This is a genomic window from Thiobacillus thiophilus, assembly GCF_055378705.1.
The window spans coordinates 355,930-374,330 of the sequence record NZ_AP042404.1 but is presented as its reverse complement, the minus strand read 5'-3'; the positions used below and the strand labels follow the sequence as shown (position 1 = coordinate 374,330).

The window sequence follows — 18,401 nt, the reverse complement described above, 5'->3', positions numbered from 1 at the left end:
ACGTCTCCCCCTATTTGAGTAGCACCTAGCTTTGGAGTCCAATCCCATACTAAGGAGATTGGACATGAAGAAGCGTTTTACCGAAGAGCAGATCATTGGTTTCCTGCGCGAAGCCGAGGCAGGTCTGCCGATAAAGGAGCTATGCCGCCGGCATGGTTTCTCCGAAGCCAGCTACTACCTCTGGCGCAGCAAGTTTGGTGGCATGAGCGTCTCGGATGCCAAGCGCCTGAAGGAGTTGGAGGTCGAGAATGCTCGCTTGAAGAAGCTACTGGCCGAGTCGGTTCTGGAGAACGAGATCACCCGCGAGGCCTTGAGAAAAAAGTGGTAAGCGCACCCTCACGCCGCGAGCTGGTGCGCCATATGACCACGCGCGGATTGAGCGAACGCCGAGCACTGATGGTCGTTGGCATGAGTGCGAGCACCTTGCGTTACCAAACGGTACCTGATCGCAACCAGGCCTTGCGGGGGCAGATCATCACCCTGGCTCAGCGGCATCGTCGATATGGCTCAGGCATGATTTACCTGAAGCTGCGTCAGGCGGGTCTGGCGGTCAATCACAAACGGGTGGAACGGCTGTATGCCGAAGCCCGATTGCAAGTGAAGCGGCGGCGCCGCAAGAAGGTACCGGTTACGGATCGTCAGCCCTTGGGGCGGCCGCAAGCCGCCAATCAGGTCTGGTCGATGGACTTCGTGTTCGATCGCACTGCCGAAGGGCGGGTGATCAAGAACCTGACCGTGGTGGACGATGCCACCCACGAGGCGGTGGCCATCGTGCCAGAGCGGGCGATTGGCGGACAGTCATTGACGCGGATCCTGGATGGGATTGCACACCATCGTAGATTGCCACAAGCAATCCGCACGGATAACGGCAAGGAGTTCTGCGGCCAGGCCATGCTGACCTGGGCACACGCGCGAGGCGTGAAGCTGTTCCTGATCGAACCGGGCAAGCCCAACCAGAATGCCTACATCGAATCGTTCAACGGGCGCTTTCGCGATGAATGCCTGAACGAGCACTGGTTCACCAGCCTGTCGCACGCCAAGGTTGTGATTGAGGCGTGGAGACGGGAATACAACGAGGAAAGACCGAAGAAGGCACTGGGCGGATTGACGCCGTCTGCCTATGCCAGACGATTGGCCGAGAAATCAGCTACATTAACCCCGGACTCTAAACCCGAGTGCTACTGAAAATGGGGAGACGTCGTTCGCGGGCTGCTGCCGGTTTCAAAGACACTTTGTTAAGGTGTGAAACCGGAGGAGGTTTATGGTTACAAGACGGCAATTCAGCCGGGAATTCAAGTTTGAGGCAGACCACTTGCCAGACCAGGCAAGCTTCGACGATGCCATGTATGCTCTCTACGTGCGCCAGAAACTGGAGCGCTCACTGAAGGCGGCTGAAGAAGGCAAGATCATCTCCCAGGAAGAAATGGAAAAACGCTATCTCAACCATGAAGGTTGAGTGGTCGGATTGCGCGGGGGACGACCTGGACGATCTCGTGCGTTATATCGGCCGGGACTCCGGATTCTATGCCAAAATAAAGGAGACGCTACCCTTTTGCCTATTATCACCCTAAATAAAGGTTAGCGACCCTTTACTTGCCCTTTACTGCTTTCTTTTAGATTTTGTAATTACCAACCTGGAACACCTTGGCGAATAATTTTCGAGTAAGCGGGACTTTGTGCGGCTTGCTTTGATCGTTCGGTGATTCGTCCTGCTGTACGTAACTGCGATAAATCAAAGCCGTCGGTGAGGCCACCTTGCTCTTCGATATAGCTGGGCAGATAGCCGGTGAGCAACAGGCGAAAATCCAGCGGTAAACCACCGCTGATATGTTGCATCATAGCGAGCACTAAGGTGGTGCAATTGACGGTTATTGTATTGTAGAAGCGCGGCTGCTCGATCAGTTGATTGGCTTGCTCGATATAGGATAAAAACAGTTGGCGACGAATCTCTTCAGGCATATCGATACGGTATAAAAAGGTATCTTCACCGCGAATATTCGGGCGTACAGCCACTGCATCGCGTTCATCGGCGGCCAGTATGCTAAGCTCATATTGTTTGAAAAATCCGGCAATTTCTGAAAACTGTTGACCTTTCTTTTTACGGATTTCTACCGAAAAGGTGACAAACTGACCGTCACTGAAGCCAAACGAGACCAGTACATGGGCAATCGCTTCCATACCCCAGTGCGAGGTCAGCATATCCACTGATTGCAGCTTGCTGAGATCATACTGGCGGGTTTCCCAGTGCGGGCTGTAGTCGGTTTCTGAACGCCAAGTAAAGTTGCGCACATTAAATAAAGTGACTTGATTGCCGTCGACATGGCCTGAGGTCATTTGCGCAACATTGTCCTCCCAGAGGTGCTGATTGGAGGGCGTTAAGCTATTCCACCACCACAAGAGTGCCATATGCAGGGCGAGATAGATCAGCACACCTTGCAGTAGACCTTCATGCCATAGGCGCAATAGTGCAAATATTGATAATCCCGCCCATAACAACAGACTCGCAGCACGCCACGGCATGCTCAGTGGCAATTGATAATACAGCGCCAAACCGCCCCACACAGCGGCGCAGAGGATGATCAGCGAGAGCAGCAGTTGCAAACTGAAACAAGGGGTTGAGCAGAGCCTAATGAGCATAGGAAATCCCATTGGTATCTTGTAAATGTTTATGCAGGATGCGTCTGACTTCCACAATTGCTGCCGGTGCCTCTTGCACGCTGTGCCCTGAACGTATGACTTTTTCTGATTGCGCGCCTGCTAAGTGAGAACTGCTGTAGGGCACTACACCGTCAGTGGATAGCTGCAGACTTAGCGCTGGTGTGTTGTTGCCGATAATTGAGTGATACGGCACCTGCTTTGAGATGGATAAGTCGGCGGCTAAACGAACAAAAGGGTCTTGATCGCTAAGGTTGGAAATACTGTTTAGCGGTCGTGTCAGTGGTACCGCATTGGCAGAACTTGGATCGACCAGCAGTTGCGCAATTTCCGTCATACGCCCAAGTATGGAGACCGGCAGCTTGACGATGCCCGCTGCCCAGCGTGAAAAACGGTTTTCTGCAAAGGGTGTACCGCGATGCGGAGCGGCAATAAAGATCGCACGGCTGACTTCTGGCATGGGCTTAAACCATGCGTAGTTGCGTAACTTCTTCTGAGCTTGTTCTTTACGCTCACCTTCCAGGCCATACATTTCTACAATCGGTTGCCAGAAGTGATCACCGGAGTCAGAGATTAAAAGGCGAGCCAAGACACCACCCATGCTGTGGCCGATCAGCACCACATCATGCGAGGCACGGTTATGCCCTTCTGGATCGAAAGCTTGCAATGTGTCTTGGATGGCCTGGCGAATGGCGTGCTGATTAAAAGCTAAAGGTGCATTGGTCGGGTAGTACACTTGCCATACTTGAAAGTTTTTGCGCAAGGTTTCATCGCCCAATACTTCGTTAGCGACATTAATCCAGGCTTCTGGACTGCTGGCTAAGCCATGCAACATAATGATCACTCGACGTTTTGGGTCATAGGGTTGCATCAGGTAGACGCGTGGTTTCTCTAAAACTTCGCCGCGTCCGACTAGGGTCAGTAGCGATTGTCGAGCAAAGCCTGAGCGCGCCAACCATAAACCGTAACCTGAGGTGAAGTTGGCAGCCAACGGTACTTGCGTGCCGGCTAAGAGCACACTGCTGCGGCGGTAAGGGTCAAAACCCAGCAGCTCGACATATTGCCTGCTCAGCACCTCTTCTAGGGTGTCGCCAGAAAAACGCAGCACTACGGTAATGGCGGGGAAAGGTGTTTCGCTGAAGGCCTCTTCACGGCTGTGTGTATTGACCACACGCTTGGCGGTGACTGCGACCAGTTCTGCACCGATCCCATCGCGGCGGTATTGGTTGCGCAGTCCTTTAAAGGTCAATGATGACGCCGGAATCAGTTGTTCGGGTATTTGTTGATGCTCGGCTAAGCGCACTTCATTGAGCTGCCCGACAATCGTCCATTGTTTTGAGATAATACTGAATTTTCCTTGCTCATCAATACTGTCGCGTAGGAGCTTAGGATGATGATTAAAGGCATGAGTCACCGTTTTCTGTACGGCAAAATTATAGTAATCACGGACTTGTGTTTGTCGGTCTTCCAGTGCGCGCTGGCTGGGCGAGCGATGAGTTAAAAATAAATAGGCATAAGCGTGGCGAGCACTTTCTAAGTAAGCATTGAGCACATCCTCAGCAAGAATTTCCTGATTAATTTCTTTATCAATGGAAAGCGCTTCTTGCAGCCAGAGTTCGGCCAAAGCCGACATGCGTTGTTCATCATCGAGGCCGATATTGTCAGCTAATCGGCTACGGCATTGTTGCGGCCTGGCGCGGCATTGTTTTTCGCTGATGCCTACCACTTGCAAGGCAACCCCTACAGCGGAGCTTATTTCACCCGTGGTTAAAATATCACCACGGCGTTGCGACATATAATCATTGGTGCTGACTGATACAGTCTTTACCCCCGCACAGCCGCTCAGTAGAATAAAACCGAGCATGGCAATAACAGGGGCACGGAAAGAATGAAAGTTGAACACGTTGCTGCCTATGGAATGAGTCATGCGAAAAGCTTAGGCCGTTTGTACGCGGCTAAACGTTAGCAGTCGACCGGCTAGTTGCGAAGGTTATTCAACAACAAGGAAGTGCAAGAAGAATAAAAGCCATCTTCCCTGAAGTCCACAACTACCGAACAACCCGTCACTGTCTCTTTTCACTCTGATCGCTGTAAAATTATGCCGAATGACCGTTTACACAAAAATTCTTACACCCTCCAACCGGACACTGCACGAAAAGCCGTGCAGGCCGGCCCCGGAGACAGAAAAGCTTGAGCAACTTCATGCAGGGCTTCGTTTGCTATCTCTGCGTCCCTCAAGCTTAACGTCAGGCCGCAGCAATGAGCACATTGCCCACGTTCGCCAATACACCCGAGCCACCATATTACGCCGTGGTTTTTTCTTCACAGCGCACCGATGGCGATAACGGATACAGCCAAATGGCTGCAAGAATGGTCGAACTTGCGGCCCGCCAACCCGGCTTTATCGGTGTCGAAAGCGTTCGGGGCGATGATGGTTTTGGCATTACCGTCTCGTATTGGAAGTCAGCCGAGGCCATTACAGCCTGGAAGGCCGATGTCGAGCACCTCGCTGCGCAAGAAGTTGGCAAGCGCGCTTGGTACGAGCATTATGAACTCAGAATCGCAAAGGTCGAGCGCGCTTATGCCAAATCCCCCACGTGAACGTTGGGGCTTTACCAGGACGAAGCAATGACAGGTCTCAAGTGGTCGGGTGCCGAAAAGAAAATTGCAAGGCGGGCATTCGATGCTGCATTGAACAGAGAGTGCACGGCAATGATGGCGATGCTCAAGAAACTTGCCGCCAGTGCGAGCAAGCCTGAAGACATCTGGGCAATCCACGATTCCCTCACCGAACAGCGGAAAGCAATCGACACAAAGTACGACTACCGCTATTCGCAACTGGTCTTCGTATTTGCGAGATTGCTGCGGGAGAAGTGGATTGAAGAACAAGATCTTGAAGGCCTGGGTGAGGAGAAACTTCAAGCTATCCGTCTACTCGCGTTCGGTTGATCCTTTTTAGCCGGGCTCTCGATGCACAAATAAATATGGCGTGGAATTTCCACGCCATATTGTTTTCCTGATTTGAAACCCGGCCAGGCGTTTCAAGCGTCTGTCTCCGACCATCGAGGCAACGGCCAGGGGCCGGTTTGTATTATTTCTCGGTCAGTTTCTTGATCACCCCCGCCGCCCATTCGCGGCCGCCCAGCCCGAACGCCAGTGCAAGCGCCAGGCCGATCGCGCCGAAGCCGATCTGGAAGGCGGCGGTCAGCAGGGTGGTACCGATCGCCAGTTGTTCCAGCGCCACGAACACCACGAAGATGATGGTCGCGTATTCCGCCAGCGTGCTGATGGTGAGCGCGCCCTGCACGCCGATGTTGTTGAGGTAGGCGAACACCATGCTGTTGATGAAGCGCGCCATCAGCACGCCGAACACCAGCACCAGAATGGCGACGATGATGTTGGGGATGTAGAGCGCGATCTTGTTGAACAGTTCGGCCACCATGTGCAGGCCCAGGCTGTTGGCCACGGTGACGACCACGATGAAGATGACGATCCAGTAGATCAGCTTGGCGAGCAGCCGCGACAGCGACAGATCCAGATTGCCCTGCTTGAGAAAAGCTTCGATGCCGGTTTTTTCCGCCAGCCGGTCGAAGCGCAGCAGGTCCAGCAGCTTGGTGATCCCCGTGCGGGCAAGGTTGGCGAGCAGCCAGCCAACGAACAGCAGCAGCAGCGCGGCCAGTAATTGCGGAACAAAACCTGCCAGCTGCGTCCAGAATGTGGTCAGGGAGGCGACGAATACGTCGAATTGTTGCTGCATGGCACGCTCCTTTTTTGCTGCTTGAAAAGACCGATTATAGCGAATGGTCCGGGATGGCCTTTTCAGCTGTCCGGCATTGGGTGGGCTGGCAATTGCACAAGCCTGTTGCAAGCGTGGCTTTATGCATACACTGGTAAAGAACCACGGCATCTCCATTACCATGTTTTCTCAGCCCGATCACGCCCGATTTCTGCCGCTCGCCCAATTGCAGGCATTGATAGCCCAGCTCATGCAGCTGGGCTATCAATGCCTGGGGCCGGCGGTGGAAAACGGCGCCATCGTCATGCGCGAACTGGATGCGCCGGACGGCCTGCCGCGCGGCTTGCAGGCCGAGCAGGCAGCAGGCCGCTACCGGCTGACGCGCGATCCGCTTAATCGTTATTTCGCTTGGGCCAACGGGCCGCAGGCCATCAAGCCGCAGGCGTTTGCGCCGAAGGAATCGCTGTGGCGCGTGGAACGGGACGATGCGGGCGCCCTGCAGTTCGCCGCAGTGGAGCCGGCCGCACCGGCCCAGGCCATCGTCGGCGTACGCGCCTGCGACCTGGCGGCGCTGGCCCTGCAGGACGCGCATTTCATGTCCGAAGGCCGGCGCGATGCACACTACGCCAAGCGGCGCGAACAGCTGTTTCTGGTTGCCGTGCAATGCGCGGAACCTGGGGCAACCTGCTTTTGCGCATCGACCGGCGACGGCCCGACCCCGACCGCGGGCTACGACCTGGCACTGGCGGAACTGGCGGAAGGCTTCGTCGCGGTGGCGGGGAGCGCGAAGGGAAATGCCGTGCTGGACGCCTTGAACCTGTTGCCGGCCACGCCGCAGCAGCTCGACGCCGCCCGCCAGCAGGGGCAGGCCGCCGCAGCCACCCAGACACGCACTCTGCCCGGGCGCAATCTGCGTGAGGCCCTGATGAGCCGGCTGAAACACCCGCGCTGGGACGAGGTGGCGGTGCGCTGCCTCGCCTGCGGCAACTGCACCGCGGTGTGCCCCACCTGTTTCTGCCATGCCGAGGCCGACGCCCCCGCACTCGACGGGCAGAGCAGCCGCCACGAGCGGGTGTGGGATTCGTGCTTCGGCGAGAGCCACGGCTACCTGCACGGCTTCAACGTACGGTCCGACATCCGCAGCCGCTACCGTCAGTGGCTCACCCACAAGCTTGCCACCTGGCACGACCAGTTCGGCCGCAGCGGCTGCGTCGGCTGCGGCCGCTGCATCGCCTGGTGTCCGGCGGGAATCGACCTGACCGAAGAAGTCGCCGCGCTCACTGCCGGGGTCCAGCGATGAACGCGCCGCCCGCCATGGATTCCGGACCTCCGCACGCGGCCAGCGTGGTGGCGCGCAGCCAGGAGTCGTCGACCATCTTTACCCTCAAGCTGCGCCTCGACGATGCGGCGGCGCAGGCGGCGTACCGCTTCGCGCCGGGCCAGTTCAATATGCTGTATCTCTACGGCGTCGGCGAGGTGCCGATTTCCATCATGTCCGACCCGGAGGAGCGCAATGGGATCGGTCACACCATCCGCGCGGTGGGGCGCGTTACGCGAGGGCTGGCGGCGCTGCAACCGGGCGACAGGGTGGGGCTGCGCGGGCCGTTCGGGCGCGGCTGGCCGCTGCAGGAAATGGGCGGGCGCGACGTCATGCTGGTAACCGGCGGGCTCGGCTGCGCGCCGGCGGTGTCGGTGATCCATTACGTGTTGCGGCGGCGCGAGCGCTTCGGCAAGCTGGTCATCATCCAGGGGGTGAAGCACGCCGACGACCTGATCTGGCGCGAGCACTACAGCCGCTGGTCGAAGCTGCCGGACACCCAGGTGCTGGTGGCGGCCGACGAGGGCGGCGCGCTATGGCCCTGGCATGTCGGACGCGTGACGGAACTGTTCGATCTCGCCCGCTTCAACAAGGCTTGCGCAGTGGCGATGATGTGCGGCCCGGAAGGCATGATGCGCGTCACCGCCGAACACCTGTTGGCACGCGGCCTGCCTGAATCGAGCCTGTACCTGAGCATGGAGCGCAACATGCAGTGCGCAGTGGGGCGCTGCGGTCATTGCCAGTTCGGCGGCGCCTTCGTCTGCCGCGACGGCCCGGTGTTCAACTGGGGCGAGGCCAAGGTCTTGCTGACGCACCGGGGCTTCTGATGAATTCGGATTATCCATTTGGCCGGTTTGTGGAACGAAGCGTGCGCCGTGCGCGCCGGTGCCTGCATTGTCAGCTCCGATGGCCTGCTCTGATCGCGGACAACTCCGCTTCTACAGGATCGTGTGGCCGCCGTCACCTGTGGGAGGGGCTTCAGCCCCGATGGGTCACCCCCATGGCGCGGCGCATCTTCTTCATTGCTTATGGCTATCCAGGATGAATGCATCGATGAAAAATCCGCTCAAACTGCGCGTGGCTGTTCACAAGTTCAGCTCCTGCGACGGCTGCCAGCTGGCCTTGCTCAACCTCGGCGAGGATCTGCTGACGCTGGCCGGACGCATCGATCTGGTGCACTTCGCCGAAGCCGGGCCGCTCGATTCGGATGCCGACGTGGATGTCGCCTTCGTCGAAGGCAGCGTATCGACGCCTGAAGACGTCGAGCGCATCCGCCACATCCGCGCCCACAGCCGCCAGCTGGTCGCCATCGGCGCCTGCGCCACCGCCGGCGGCATTCAGGCCTTGCGCAACGACGCCGACGGCGTGCAATGGGTGGCGCAGATATACAGCCATCCCGAGGCGATCGCCAGCCTGGAATGCTCCATGCCGATTGCCAGCCACGTGAAAGTGGACTTCGAGCTATGGGGCTGTCCGGTCAGCGGCGCGCAGATGCTGGCGGTGGTAAATTCCCTGCTGCTCGGGGTGGCGCCGCGCGACAATGCCGACAAGGTGTGCACCGAATGCAAGCGCAACGGTTATCCCTGCGTGTTGGTGAGCCGCGGCATCGCCTGCATGGGGCCGGTGACGCGGGCCGGCTGCGGAGCGCTGTGCCCCGGCCTCGGCCGCGACTGCTACGGCTGCTACGGCCCGGCGGAAAACGCCAACACCGACGCGCTGGCGACGCAGTTCGCCAGCCAGGGGCTGACGCCGCAGGCCATCGTGCAGCGCTTCCAGTCGATCAACAGCCAGGCGCCGGTGTTTCTGGCGGCCGCCGACAAGATCAGGATGCGCGGCGATGGGTGAACAGAAACGAACGGTTTCGATCCATGTCCCGGTACTCGCGCGGGTGGAAGGCGAGGGCGCCCTCGATCTGCGCATCGAAGACGGCGACATCACCGAATTGCGCCTGCGCATCTTCGAGCCGCCGCGCTTCTTCGAGAAATTTCTGGAGGGCCGCCACTACACGGAAATCCCCGACATGGTGGCGCGCATCTGCGGCATCTGTCCTGTGGCCTACCAGGTGACCGCGGCGCAGGCGCTGGAAAAGCTGTTTGGCGTCGAACTCGATCCGTGGGCGCGCGACATGCGCCGGGTGTTCTACTGTGGCGAGTGGATCCAGAGCCACAGCCTGCACATCCATCTGCTGGCCGCGCCGGACTTTTTCGGCTGCGACAACGCCATCGAACTGGCGAAAATCGCGCCGGAGGAAGTGCGTCGCGGCCTGCGCATCCAGGCACTCGGCAACGAGCTGATGGAGCTGTTCGGCGCCCGCTCGGTGCACCCGGTGGGCATCCGGGTGGGGGGATTCCATGGCGCGCCCGCGCTGTCCCGCGTTGAGGAAATCCGGGAGAAACTGCGCGCCGCCTTGCCCGAGGCCGAAGCGCTGATCCGCTGGGCGGCCGGCATTGCGGTGCCGCAGGACGACCAGGCCTTTGTCTCGGTCGCAATGCGGCACGCGCACGACTACGCCATCGAGGCCGGTACGATTGCCACCAGCGACGGCCTGCTCATCGAACCGGAAGTTTTCGACGAACACTTCACCGAGCAGCAGCAGGCGCATTCCACCGCGCTGTTCGGCAGCTATCGCGGCCAGCCCTATCTGGTTGGGCCGCTGGCGCGTCTCAATCTCAATCATGAACGCCTGCCCGAACGGGTCAAAGCGCTGCTGGACGAGACCGGTCTGGTGCTGCCCAGCCGCAACCTGTTTCACAGCCTGGTCGCACGCGCGCTGGAAATCCTGCTCGCCCTGCACGAAGCGCTGCGCCTGCTCGACGCCTACCGCGTGCCGGATTCGCCCGCGGTGCCGGTCAGCCCGCGCGCCGGCATTGCCATCGGCTGCACCGAAGCACCGCGCGGCCTTTTGTGGCATCGCTACGAAATGGACGACGAAGGCCGTGCGGTCAACGCGCGCATCGTACCGCCAACTAGTCAGAACCAGGCGCGCATCGAGCAGGATTTGCGGCTGTCGCTGCTCAACTTCGGACTCGACCATGCGGACGGCGCGCTGCGCCTGCATTGCGAAAAAGTCATCCGTAACTACGACCCCTGCATTTCCTGCGCCACCCATTTTTTGCGGATGAAGGTCGAGCGCGGATGAACCAGGTACGCATCTTCGGCATCGGCTCGCCGTCGGGCGACGACCAGGCCGGCTGGCTCACCGTCGACGCCTTGCTGGCCGGCGGCATGAAGGCCGGCGACGAACTTGTCATCGAAAAGCTGGATCGGCCCGGTGCCGGCCTGATTGCGCTCCTGGACAACGCCAGCTGGGTCATTCTGGTCGACGCCATGCAAAGCGGCGGCCAGCCCGGGTGGATCCAGCGGTATGGGGTGAACGACTGGCCGGCTTACTGCCAGGGGCTCTCCGGTCATGGATTCGGCGTGCTCAATGCCTTGACGCTGGCGCGCGAACTCGGCAGTTTGCCGCTCCGGCTGGATCTTTATGGCATCGAGATCGGCGGTGCAATACCGGGTGAGAGTCCCTGTGCCGAGGTTCGGGCCTCAACGCAGAAACTGGCCGATATCATTGCGGACGAACTTTGCTTCATCTCGCAAGCCTTGCCTGCGGCAGCGGGTTCCGGAGATGACGGCAACGCTACATCTCACAAAACGATCATCCGCAAGTAACACACTCCCAGAACAATGCGGGGCGCGGCATGGCCGTGCCGCAGCCCCATTTATCATTGCTGTTTCAGGAGATATTCAATGAAGATTTCCGCGCTTGCCCTCACCCTGGCCGCCGCCTTCGCCGTCAATGTCCACGCCGCCGCCACCGTCGTGAATGGCTCCATGTCGTTCAACCCCATCGCCGCTTCCGCCTACGGCATGGACGCCGATCCCGGAATTGCCGCCACCCCCTGGGTGATTCCCGAGGGCTATGTTCAGTCCATCGTTTCCGACGAGACCCGCCTCGACATCTACGTCGCCAACGACTGGTACGACATGCTGACCGTCAACGAAACCGGCCAGCACGCCGGCCGCTACCTGTACCGCACCCACGAAGTGCGCGGCGGCGCCATCGGCATCGACGGCAACTCGCTACGCAATGACGACAGCAGCGGCGGTGTTGTGTCGGTGGTCGATCTGAAGACAGGGGTCGCCAGGGAAGTCGTCGGCCGTGCCGACTGGGAAGCGCTGGACGGCATCGTCTGGACCCCGTGGCGGACCGTGCTGTTCGCCGAAGAAGTCGGCACCGCTGCGCGTCCCGACCCCGATGCGCCCCAAGCCCGGGCTGGCCTGGTGTATGAGCTCAAACTGGACAAGCATGACCCCATGTCCGCCGCGAGCGTGACCGTGCGTCCAATGCTCGGCGCGCTGGCCCACGAAGGCCTCGAAATCGACGCCAAAGGCAACGTCTATGTCATCGACGAAGACCGCAAAGGTTCGATCTATAAATTCGTGCCGACCACCTACGGCGATCTTTCCGGCGGCCGGTTGTATGCCCTGAAGGTGATGGACGGCGGCAAGACCGGCGCTGCCGAATGGATTGCTCTCGACATGACCCAGGTCCAGATCAAGGCACATGCCGCTGCGACCGCGGTTGGCGCCACCGAGTACTGCCGTCCCGAAGACCTCGAGCGCATCGATAGCACCCTGTATGTGGCACTGACCTGCGAGGACGTCGACAACCCCGCCAACACCCGCGGCAAGAATGCCGCCGGCTTCAACGTCGGCGCTGTGCTGGCCGTCGAACTGGGCGAGAAGACTTCTGCCAGGTATGTCGTGGCGTCCGGCAAGAACACGCCGTACGAGAACCATGCGACCGCCACGACCGGTTTCGCCAAGGTCGACAACCTGGCCAGCGGCCCTGACGGCAAGCTGTGGATGGTGGAAGACAACGACTACAGCGACATCTGGGTGTACGATCTGCGCTCCAAAGATGCCAACGGCGACGGCTACAAGGATGGCGTGCATCTGTTCGCTTCGCTCAAGGACAAGCCGGCCGAAGGCTCCGGCATCTACTTCGGCAAGGATCCGCACACCCTGTATGTCAACGTGCAGCATTCCGGCACCGGCAACGACAAGACCATGGCCATCACCAGGCAGCACAAAGGCAACAATCAAGGCAACAAGTAATACGACGACGGCTATGCAGGGGCATTGAACCGCCAGGCGCAGCGTGGTGCCGGCATGGCGGGTGCCGATCTGGTAGGTAAGGGTGCCGGTGCTGCTGCGGCAACGGGCCCGAGCGGGCGTTAGCGTCTGGAAGCTCGACCTGTCAGAAAAGGTTGCGTCATTTATTGACGCCGTGCCTGTTTTGCGGGCGTGTTCAGACGGCGCGACCAGTCGGTGCCGAGATTTTCGCCGAAGGCCCCGACCCCGAATCGTTCCGCCAGCAGTTCCGGCAGTTCGAGGCGCCATGCGGCGTAGTGTTCCCCCGGATAGTGGTGCACGGCCTTGTCCGGGCCGCCGTGATGGCGGGGGTCGCCCTGCTCGTCGCCCTCGAAGCCGTTTGCGGTGAGCCTCAAGGGGTACACGACAGGATGCTTGTCGATGGCGCTGGGTTCGCCGTTGGGCCCAAAGGGCTGCGCCCGCCCGACCAGGAGCTGGATTGCCGCGACTGGCGGCAGGTCATTCACAGTCCGGCCCCTGCAAAACGGGCTTGATGACGGCAAAAATCGGTGGAAGCACGCATGTGACGTCGATGCTAACAAAAAAGCAGGCGCAGCGCAGAGAGCCTCCGCTGCTGTCCTGCTTGCGGAGCATATTTCCCGGTCTTGCCGGGAAATATGCTGAGGCTGCTACTTGAGGAACATGTGCGGCGTATGGCAGCTGATGCACTCGCTCGGGTTGCTCCGATGCCCCGCTGCGCTAAGGAGCTGGGCGCTGTGGCAGGTGAGGCAGCGGTCCTTGCCCACCACGTAGCCGATTGCGCCGATGCCGGGATAGTAGCCGGTGAGATTGGGTTTCGGCAGCCCCAGCTGCGAGGCGGTATGGGTGCCATGGCAGGCGTTGCACTTGACCATGGCGTGGGTCATCAGCGAGCCAGCGTGCTCGGTCAGCAGCTGGGTGTTGGTTTCGTGGCAGCCGCCGGTGAGGCAGGAGTACTCCTTCTCGATGGCATAGCTGGTGTCCTCGCCAGGCAAGACGCCGCTGGTCGTGCCTCCGCCGCCCCTTTGGGCGGACCACGCCGAAGCGCTGGCCAGCAGCAGGCCGGCGAGAAAGACCTTGGAAATCGACGCGAATGTTCTGGATAGCATCATGATGTTGGATTCCTTATTTATGCCTTGGACAGCTTGACGGCGCAATGCTTGTAGATGGGCTGGCCACAATCCTTGTCGACGTAGTTCATGGTCAGCCGGTTGACCGACACCTTGCGGCCGTTGTTCTCCGCCACGTCGATCGGGTCGAGGTCGCCGAAGTGCATGGGGATGAACACCGCCCCCGCCTTCACCGTGTCGGTGACCTTTGCCTTGACCACGATTTCGCCGCGGCGCGAGGTTACCTTGACCAGGTTGCCGGTGACTACGCCCAGCGCGCTGGCGTCGGCGGTGCTGATCTCGACGTAGTTCTCCGGCGCCATCTCGTGCAACTGCGCCACGCGCTTGGTTTTGGTGCGCGAGTGGAAATGCTCGATGACCCGGCCGGTGTTGAGCCAGAAGGGGTAGGTTGAATTCGGTACCTCGGGCGGCGCCACGTAGTCCACCGCCCACAGGTAGGCGCGGCTCAGGCCGTCCGGATCGATCCACGCGGCGGTCGGGGTCTTGCCGTACTGCGCGCGGCCCCAGTTGGTGTTGAACAGGCCATCTGCGTACAGGCGCTTGCCGCCCAGCACGTTGGCGGGCGTCGACGGCCAGGCAATGCCGCTGTTGGCGGCGATGTTGGCGTAGGTCATGCCGCTCATGTCGCAGATCTTGCCTGTCGACACCTGCTTCCATTCGTTGAACACCGTTTCGGGGTCGGCGCTTTTCACCAGCGAACCGCCGGCCTGATCGCGGAAGCGGAAGTCGAATGCCGCCAGCTTGTCGGAAACCATCTTGATGATCTCGAGGTCGGAATAGGCGCCGTAGTTCGGTCGCAGATCGAAGCCGACCGGCTGCACTGCCTGCCGGCCGAGGTTGACGCGACGCTCGGAGCAGGTGTAGGTGCCGGTCTTCTCGCCCCATTGCGCCGCCGGCAGGAACAGGTCGGCGAAGTGCATGGATTCCATCGGGTCGAAGATGTCCTGCACCACCACGAAGGGGCGCGCCGGGTTACTGAAGCTGAGGTAGTCGTGATACTTGTCCAGGTCGGGCAGGGTGACCGAAGGATTGGTGCAGGCCACCCAGTACACCTTGAGCGTGCCCTTGCGCATCATGTCGACCATGCTGGGAATGGTCGGCTGCAGGTCGATGTCGGAGGTGACGACCGTGGTGCCGTGCGGCGGGATGGTTCCGGGCGTCACGTTCCACAGCTGTTCCAGTTCGGCGATGTGGGTGGGGTTGTAGTAATTGCGGTAGCCGGCCAGCGCCGAGGAGCCGCCGGCCTCGCGGTTGCTCATGGCGGTGGCCTGGCCGGTGATGGAGAAGGGCGCCGAGCCCGGGCGGCCGATCGTGCCGGTGATCAGGTGCATGGCGCAGATCAGTCGCACCGTGTCGGTGCCGCCCATCGACTGGTATACGCCCTGGATGAACATCGACCACACTTCGGGCGACTGGCCGATCCACTGCGCCGCGGTCTGGATGTCGACGGCCGCCAGCCCGGTGATGCCGGCAACGTAGGTCGGCGTGTAGGCCGCGACCTTGGCCGCCAGTGCAGAGAAATTGCGGGTGTGCGCATTGATGTAGGCGCTGTCGATCCAGTTGTTGGCGATGAGTTGCTGCAGGATGCCGTTCATCAGCGCCACGTTGGTGCCGGGCCTGAGCTGCAGGTGAAGATCGGCGCTGCGCGCGGTGGCGGTGCGGCGCGGGTCGACCACGATCATCTTGGGCGCACGCGCCGAACGGCGCGCCTGGATGATGCGCCGCCATACCTGCGGGTGCATTTCGGCCGGGTTGGTGCCGATCAGGAAAAAGCAGTCGGTGTTCTCGATGTCGTCGTAGCACCCGGGCGGGCCGTCGGAGCCAAAGGTGCTCATGTAACCGTACACCGCCGCCGCCATGCACAGGCGGGTGTTGGAGTCCATGGTGCTGGTCTTGATGGCGCCCTTGCCCAGCTTGCCCATGGAATAGTATTCCTCGATGGTCCATTGGCCGGTGTTGTAGATGCCCACCGAATCGGGACCGGCCGTGTTGCTCGCCTCGATGATCTTCTGGGCGAGCAGCGTGGTGGCTTCGTCCCAGGTGATGTTCTGCCAGTTGCCGCTGGCGTCGCGGCTCATCGGATACTTGGCGCGGCTGCCCACCCGCAGGTCCTGGTCGGCCAGGATTTTGTGTTCGTACAGGCCCTTGACGCAGACCCGCCCGGCATTGGTCGGGTGCGCCGCATTGCCGCGCACCGCCACCGCCGTACCGGCGGCATTGATGCCGATTTCGAGGCCGCAACCCACCGAGCAGTAGCCGCACACCGACTTCACCCAACTGACCACATTGACGAAGGTATCGTCGGCCATCGCCTCCTCGCCGGTCAGCAGGTTCAGCACGCCTCCGCCGACAATGGCTTGCGAGGTCAGCAGCGCGCCCCACTTGAGGAATGTACGCCGTTCGTGGTTACAGAGTTGCGGCTCCTGCTTGAGCTCCTTCAGCTCGGTCTGAGTGAACACCTTTACAGGGTGCCGATCGTGTTTGTGAGTCGCCATGTGGACCTGTTCCTCAAATCGTTGCGATGAAACCGCCGGCAAGCGCTTCTCCGTCAAAAGGCTGGTCGGCGGCGTGGTTTTTTCTTAAACTTCTCTTAAGTCCCCTTAAGGATTTTTAATACTAAAAATATTACAGGGGGATGACGATGACAAATGTCAGCGGAGGTGCTTTTTCTAGGTTTTTAAAAACCTGAAAAAATTTTCAGAATGTGGCGGCGACGTGATCGCGGAATACGATTCCGCAGGCGCCAAGACACGAAGAAGGGGGTGGGGCGTCCGCCCCGTTTGGGAGAGGTGCGGACCGGGTCCGCAATGGGTTGCGCCTGAAGCCGGGGCTCAGCCGCCCGCGCTCAGATATTCCAGGGCCTTCTGATCGAGGATGCGGAAGCCATCCTTGACCAGGGCGATGACCTTGTCGCTTTCAAGTTTCTTCAGGCCGCGTATCAGGGTGCGCTGGGTTACGCCGATCATGTCGGCCAGTTCGGTGCGGGTCAGGGATTCGCGCAGCTCCTCGCTGTGCAGATTGCGTTCATGGTGGGTTTCGTGCAGGAACAGCAGGTAGGACGCAACCCGCTCCAGCGCATTTTTCTGGCCCAGGTTTGCGATGTTGCGGATATAGGAATTAAGGTTGCGCGCCATGGAGCGCATCAGGGCGTCCGGAATCTCCCGGTGACGGCTGATGACACTCTGCAAATGCGCTTTCGGCAGGTAGCAGATGGTGACCGGGCTGATGGCCTCGGCTGAGCTGCTGTACTTGTCGAGGTAGATATCCTCGCAGGCGATCAGATCGCCGGGGATGACGGCCAGCTTGTGAATCTGCTGGCGCCCGTTGGACAGGGACTTGTAGATCTTGACTTCGCCCGACATCAGGATGAACAGATTTTCGCCGGAATGCCCTTCCCGATAAAGCAGGGCGCGGCGATCGAAGGACTTGAACTGCAGAAATTCCTGCAGGGCGCGCTTCACTTCCAGACTCAGGGTGCTGAAATAATCGGAACTGTCCAGGATGCAGGTCTTGCAACGATTGTCGGCCGGTTTGTCGAGGCAAGGTCCGGCAACATTGATTGCCGCGAACATTTGTTGAGATAGCAACTCCATACGGGCCTTAATTTACGCTTAATTTTGGCAAATTAATTGTGACAAATTGCCGCACCCTCGTTAAACGAAGTCAGAGAGAAAAGGTTCCAGTTATCGGCAGTCTGCCCATTCTTCAGCATGATCTTAAGCAAGGCTTAAGCCGGGCGTGGATAATCCAGATTCGATCGATTTCCTGAAGAAAGCCATGCGCATCCTGTTGGTGGAAGACGATGAACTTCTCGGTGACGGGCTCGCCGCCGGTCTTCGCCATTGCGGCTACAACGTCGACTGGTTGCGGGACGGCGAATCCGCCCGTGTGGTGCTGGCGACGGAGGACTATGCCGCGCTGGTGCTCGACCTCGGCTTGCCGCGCCTGGACGGCATGGCTGTATTGCGCCTTCTGCGGGCGGAAGGCAATGCCATCCCCGTCCTGATCCTAACCGCGCGGGATACCACCTGGGACAAGGTGGGCGGGCTGGATAGCGGCGCCGACGACTACCTGATCAAGCCCGTGGATCTGGATGAACTGGCTGCCCGCCTGCGGGCCCTGACCCGCAGGGGCTCGGGCACGCGCGCGCCGCTGCTGAAGTTCAGGGATGTGGAACTGGATCCCGCGGCCCGGCGCGTTCGCGTGCACGGCCAGACGGTGGAGGTCTCGGCCAGGGAGTTTGTCATCCTGGAAATGCTGATGCGCAACGTGGGCAAGGTGATCTCTCGCACCCAGCTGGAATCCGCGCTCTATGGCTGGGGGGAGGGGGCGGAATCCAATGTGGTCGAGGTCCACATCCACCATCTGCGCCGCAAGCTCGGGGCGGACCTGATCCGCACCGTTCGGGGTGTCGGCTACCTGATGGAATGAA

General features: G+C 60.1%; 17 protein-coding genes and 1 pseudogene. 11 read left to right on the top strand and 7 right to left on the bottom strand.

Annotation, left to right across the window (positions count from 1 at the left end; all coding sequences use genetic code 11):
• Window positions 1–64 precede the first annotated feature (64 nt).
• Together ACZ41T_RS01805 and ACZ41T_RS01800 are read left to right on the top strand one after the other, a co-directional pair.
• Window positions 65–1,166, top strand: a pseudogene (locus ACZ41T_RS01805) (IS3 family transposase); the annotation flags it as partial.
• A 146-nt stretch (window positions 1,167–1,312) separates the two neighbouring features.
• Complete coding sequence (locus ACZ41T_RS01800; protein ID WP_464922778.1) at window positions 1,313–1,456, top strand: hypothetical protein; 144 nt, start codon at window positions 1,313–1,315, stop codon at window positions 1,454–1,456.
• Between the two features lie 170 nt (window positions 1,457–1,626).
• On the opposite strand, the gene ACZ41T_RS01795 is transcribed toward ACZ41T_RS01800, so the two are convergent.
• Both ACZ41T_RS01795 and ACZ41T_RS01790 read right to left on the bottom strand, forming a co-directional pair.
• Entirely contained in the window at window positions 1,627–2,601 is a 975-nt protein-coding gene (locus ACZ41T_RS01795; RefSeq protein WP_464922777.1) for an Lnb N-terminal periplasmic domain-containing protein, read from the bottom strand.
• A 25-nt stretch (window positions 2,602–2,626) separates the two neighbouring features.
• Window positions 2,627–4,582 (bottom strand): esterase/lipase family protein, encoded by a 1,956-nt coding sequence (locus tag ACZ41T_RS01790; RefSeq protein ID WP_464922776.1) that lies wholly within the window; start codon window positions 4,580–4,582, stop codon window positions 2,627–2,629.
• A gap of 332 nt (window positions 4,583–4,914) precedes the next feature.
• Here ACZ41T_RS01790 and ACZ41T_RS01785 point away from each other — a divergent pair, with 332 nt between their 5' ends.
• Both ACZ41T_RS01785 and ACZ41T_RS01780 read left to right on the top strand, forming a co-directional pair.
• Window positions 4,915–5,256: an antibiotic biosynthesis monooxygenase family protein gene (locus ACZ41T_RS01785; protein WP_464922775.1), complete on the top strand. Its 342-nt coding sequence runs from the start codon at window positions 4,915–4,917 to the stop codon at window positions 5,254–5,256.
• A 27-nt stretch (window positions 5,257–5,283) separates the two neighbouring features.
• Complete coding sequence (locus ACZ41T_RS01780) at window positions 5,284–5,604, top strand: hypothetical protein (RefSeq protein ID WP_464922774.1); 321 nt, start codon at window positions 5,284–5,286, stop codon at window positions 5,602–5,604.
• Window positions 5,605–5,746: 142 nt separating this feature from the next.
• Here the strand turns inward: ACZ41T_RS01780 and ACZ41T_RS01775 are convergent, their stop codons facing one another.
• Window positions 5,747–6,412: a mechanosensitive ion channel family protein gene (locus ACZ41T_RS01775; RefSeq protein WP_464922773.1), complete on the bottom strand. Its 666-nt coding sequence runs from the start codon at window positions 6,410–6,412 to the stop codon at window positions 5,747–5,749.
• Window positions 6,413–6,533: 121 nt separating this feature from the next.
• Here ACZ41T_RS01775 and ACZ41T_RS01770 point away from each other — a divergent pair, with 121 nt between their 5' ends.
• The 6 genes from ACZ41T_RS01770 (at window position 6,534) to ACZ41T_RS01745 (ending at window position 12,824) form a co-directional block, all read left to right on the top strand.
• Window positions 6,534–7,691, top strand: coding sequence for a 4Fe-4S dicluster domain-containing protein (locus tag ACZ41T_RS01770; RefSeq protein WP_464922772.1), 1,158 nt, complete (start codon window positions 6,534–6,536; stop codon window positions 7,689–7,691).
• A 14-nt stretch (window positions 7,692–7,705) separates the two neighbouring features.
• Window positions 7,706–8,536, top strand: a complete 831-nt coding sequence (locus ACZ41T_RS01765) for an FAD/NAD(P)-binding protein (RefSeq protein WP_464922771.1) — start codon at window positions 7,706–7,708, stop codon at window positions 8,534–8,536.
• A 226-nt stretch (window positions 8,537–8,762) separates the two neighbouring features.
• Window positions 8,763–9,554 carry an NADH-quinone oxidoreductase subunit B family protein gene (locus tag ACZ41T_RS01760; protein WP_464922770.1) on the top strand — a complete coding sequence of 264 codons (792 nt, stop codon included), beginning with the start codon at window positions 8,763–8,765 and terminating at the stop codon, window positions 9,552–9,554.
• The gene (locus ACZ41T_RS01755; RefSeq protein ID WP_464922769.1) at window positions 9,547–10,848 is read left to right on the top strand and encodes a Ni/Fe hydrogenase subunit alpha; all 1,302 of its coding nucleotides are present in this window, start codon (window positions 9,547–9,549) and stop codon (window positions 10,846–10,848) included. The genes ACZ41T_RS01760 and ACZ41T_RS01755 overlap by 8 nt, the downstream gene beginning before the upstream one ends.
• Window positions 10,845–11,375 (top strand): hydrogenase maturation protease, encoded by a 531-nt coding sequence (locus ACZ41T_RS01750; RefSeq protein ID WP_464922768.1) that lies wholly within the window; start codon window positions 10,845–10,847, stop codon window positions 11,373–11,375. Before ACZ41T_RS01755 ends, ACZ41T_RS01750 begins: the two co-directional genes overlap by 4 nt.
• A gap of 78 nt (window positions 11,376–11,453) precedes the next feature.
• Window positions 11,454–12,824, top strand: coding sequence for an alkaline phosphatase PhoX (locus ACZ41T_RS01745; RefSeq protein ID WP_464922767.1), 1,371 nt, complete (start codon window positions 11,454–11,456; stop codon window positions 12,822–12,824).
• A 161-nt stretch (window positions 12,825–12,985) separates the two neighbouring features.
• Here the strand turns inward: ACZ41T_RS01745 and ACZ41T_RS01740 are convergent, their stop codons facing one another.
• From ACZ41T_RS01740 to ACZ41T_RS01725, 4 genes are all read right to left on the bottom strand, one after another.
• Complete coding sequence (locus tag ACZ41T_RS01740; RefSeq protein WP_464922766.1) at window positions 12,986–13,327, bottom strand: MOSC domain-containing protein; 342 nt, start codon at window positions 13,325–13,327, stop codon at window positions 12,986–12,988.
• 162 nt (window positions 13,328–13,489) lie between these two features.
• Window positions 13,490–13,951: a hypothetical protein gene (locus ACZ41T_RS01735; protein WP_464922765.1), complete on the bottom strand. Its 462-nt coding sequence runs from the start codon at window positions 13,949–13,951 to the stop codon at window positions 13,490–13,492.
• Window positions 13,952–13,968: 17 nt separating this feature from the next.
• Window positions 13,969–16,464, bottom strand: coding sequence for a molybdopterin oxidoreductase family protein (locus tag ACZ41T_RS01730; RefSeq protein WP_464922764.1), 2,496 nt, complete (start codon window positions 16,462–16,464; stop codon window positions 13,969–13,971).
• Between the two features lie 336 nt (window positions 16,465–16,800).
• Window positions 16,801–17,541, bottom strand: a complete 741-nt coding sequence (locus ACZ41T_RS01725; protein ID WP_464922763.1) for a Crp/Fnr family transcriptional regulator — start codon at window positions 17,539–17,541, stop codon at window positions 16,801–16,803.
• A 166-nt stretch (window positions 17,542–17,707) separates the two neighbouring features.
• Here ACZ41T_RS01725 and ACZ41T_RS01720 point away from each other — a divergent pair, with 166 nt between their 5' ends.
• A complete protein-coding gene (locus ACZ41T_RS01720) occupies window positions 17,708–18,400 on the top strand; it encodes a response regulator (RefSeq protein ID WP_464922762.1) in 693 nt (230 codons plus the stop codon).
• Window position 18,401 lies beyond the last annotated feature (1 nt).

Coding starts and splice junctions, on each gene's coding strand:
- ACZ41T_RS01760 (WP_464922770.1), top strand. CDS start 8,763: ATGAAAAATCCGCTCAAACTGCGCGTGGCTGTTCACAAGTTCAGCTCC.
- ACZ41T_RS01765 (WP_464922771.1), top strand. CDS start 7,706: ATGGATTCCGGACCTCCGCACGCGGCCAGCGTGGTGGCGCGCAGCCAG.
- ACZ41T_RS01755 (WP_464922769.1), top strand. CDS start 9,547: ATGGGTGAACAGAAACGAACGGTTTCGATCCATGTCCCGGTACTCGCG.
- ACZ41T_RS01775 (WP_464922773.1), bottom strand. CDS start 6,412: ATGCAGCAACAATTCGACGTATTCGTCGCCTCCCTGACCACATTCTGG.
- ACZ41T_RS01790 (WP_464922776.1), bottom strand. CDS start 4,582: ATGACTCATTCCATAGGCAGCAACGTGTTCAACTTTCATTCTTTCCGT.
- ACZ41T_RS01785 (WP_464922775.1), top strand. CDS start 4,915: ATGAGCACATTGCCCACGTTCGCCAATACACCCGAGCCACCATATTAC.
- ACZ41T_RS01770 (WP_464922772.1), top strand. CDS start 6,534: ATGCATACACTGGTAAAGAACCACGGCATCTCCATTACCATGTTTTCT.
- ACZ41T_RS01750 (WP_464922768.1), top strand. CDS start 10,845: ATGAACCAGGTACGCATCTTCGGCATCGGCTCGCCGTCGGGCGACGAC.
- ACZ41T_RS01780 (WP_464922774.1), top strand. CDS start 5,284: ATGACAGGTCTCAAGTGGTCGGGTGCCGAAAAGAAAATTGCAAGGCGG.
- ACZ41T_RS01735 (WP_464922765.1), bottom strand. CDS start 13,951: ATGATGCTATCCAGAACATTCGCGTCGATTTCCAAGGTCTTTCTCGCC.
- ACZ41T_RS01730 (WP_464922764.1), bottom strand. CDS start 16,464: ATGGCGACTCACAAACACGATCGGCACCCTGTAAAGGTGTTCACTCAG.
- ACZ41T_RS01745 (WP_464922767.1), top strand. CDS start 11,454: ATGAAGATTTCCGCGCTTGCCCTCACCCTGGCCGCCGCCTTCGCCGTC.
- ACZ41T_RS01725 (WP_464922763.1), bottom strand. CDS start 17,541: ATGTTCGCGGCAATCAATGTTGCCGGACCTTGCCTCGACAAACCGGCC.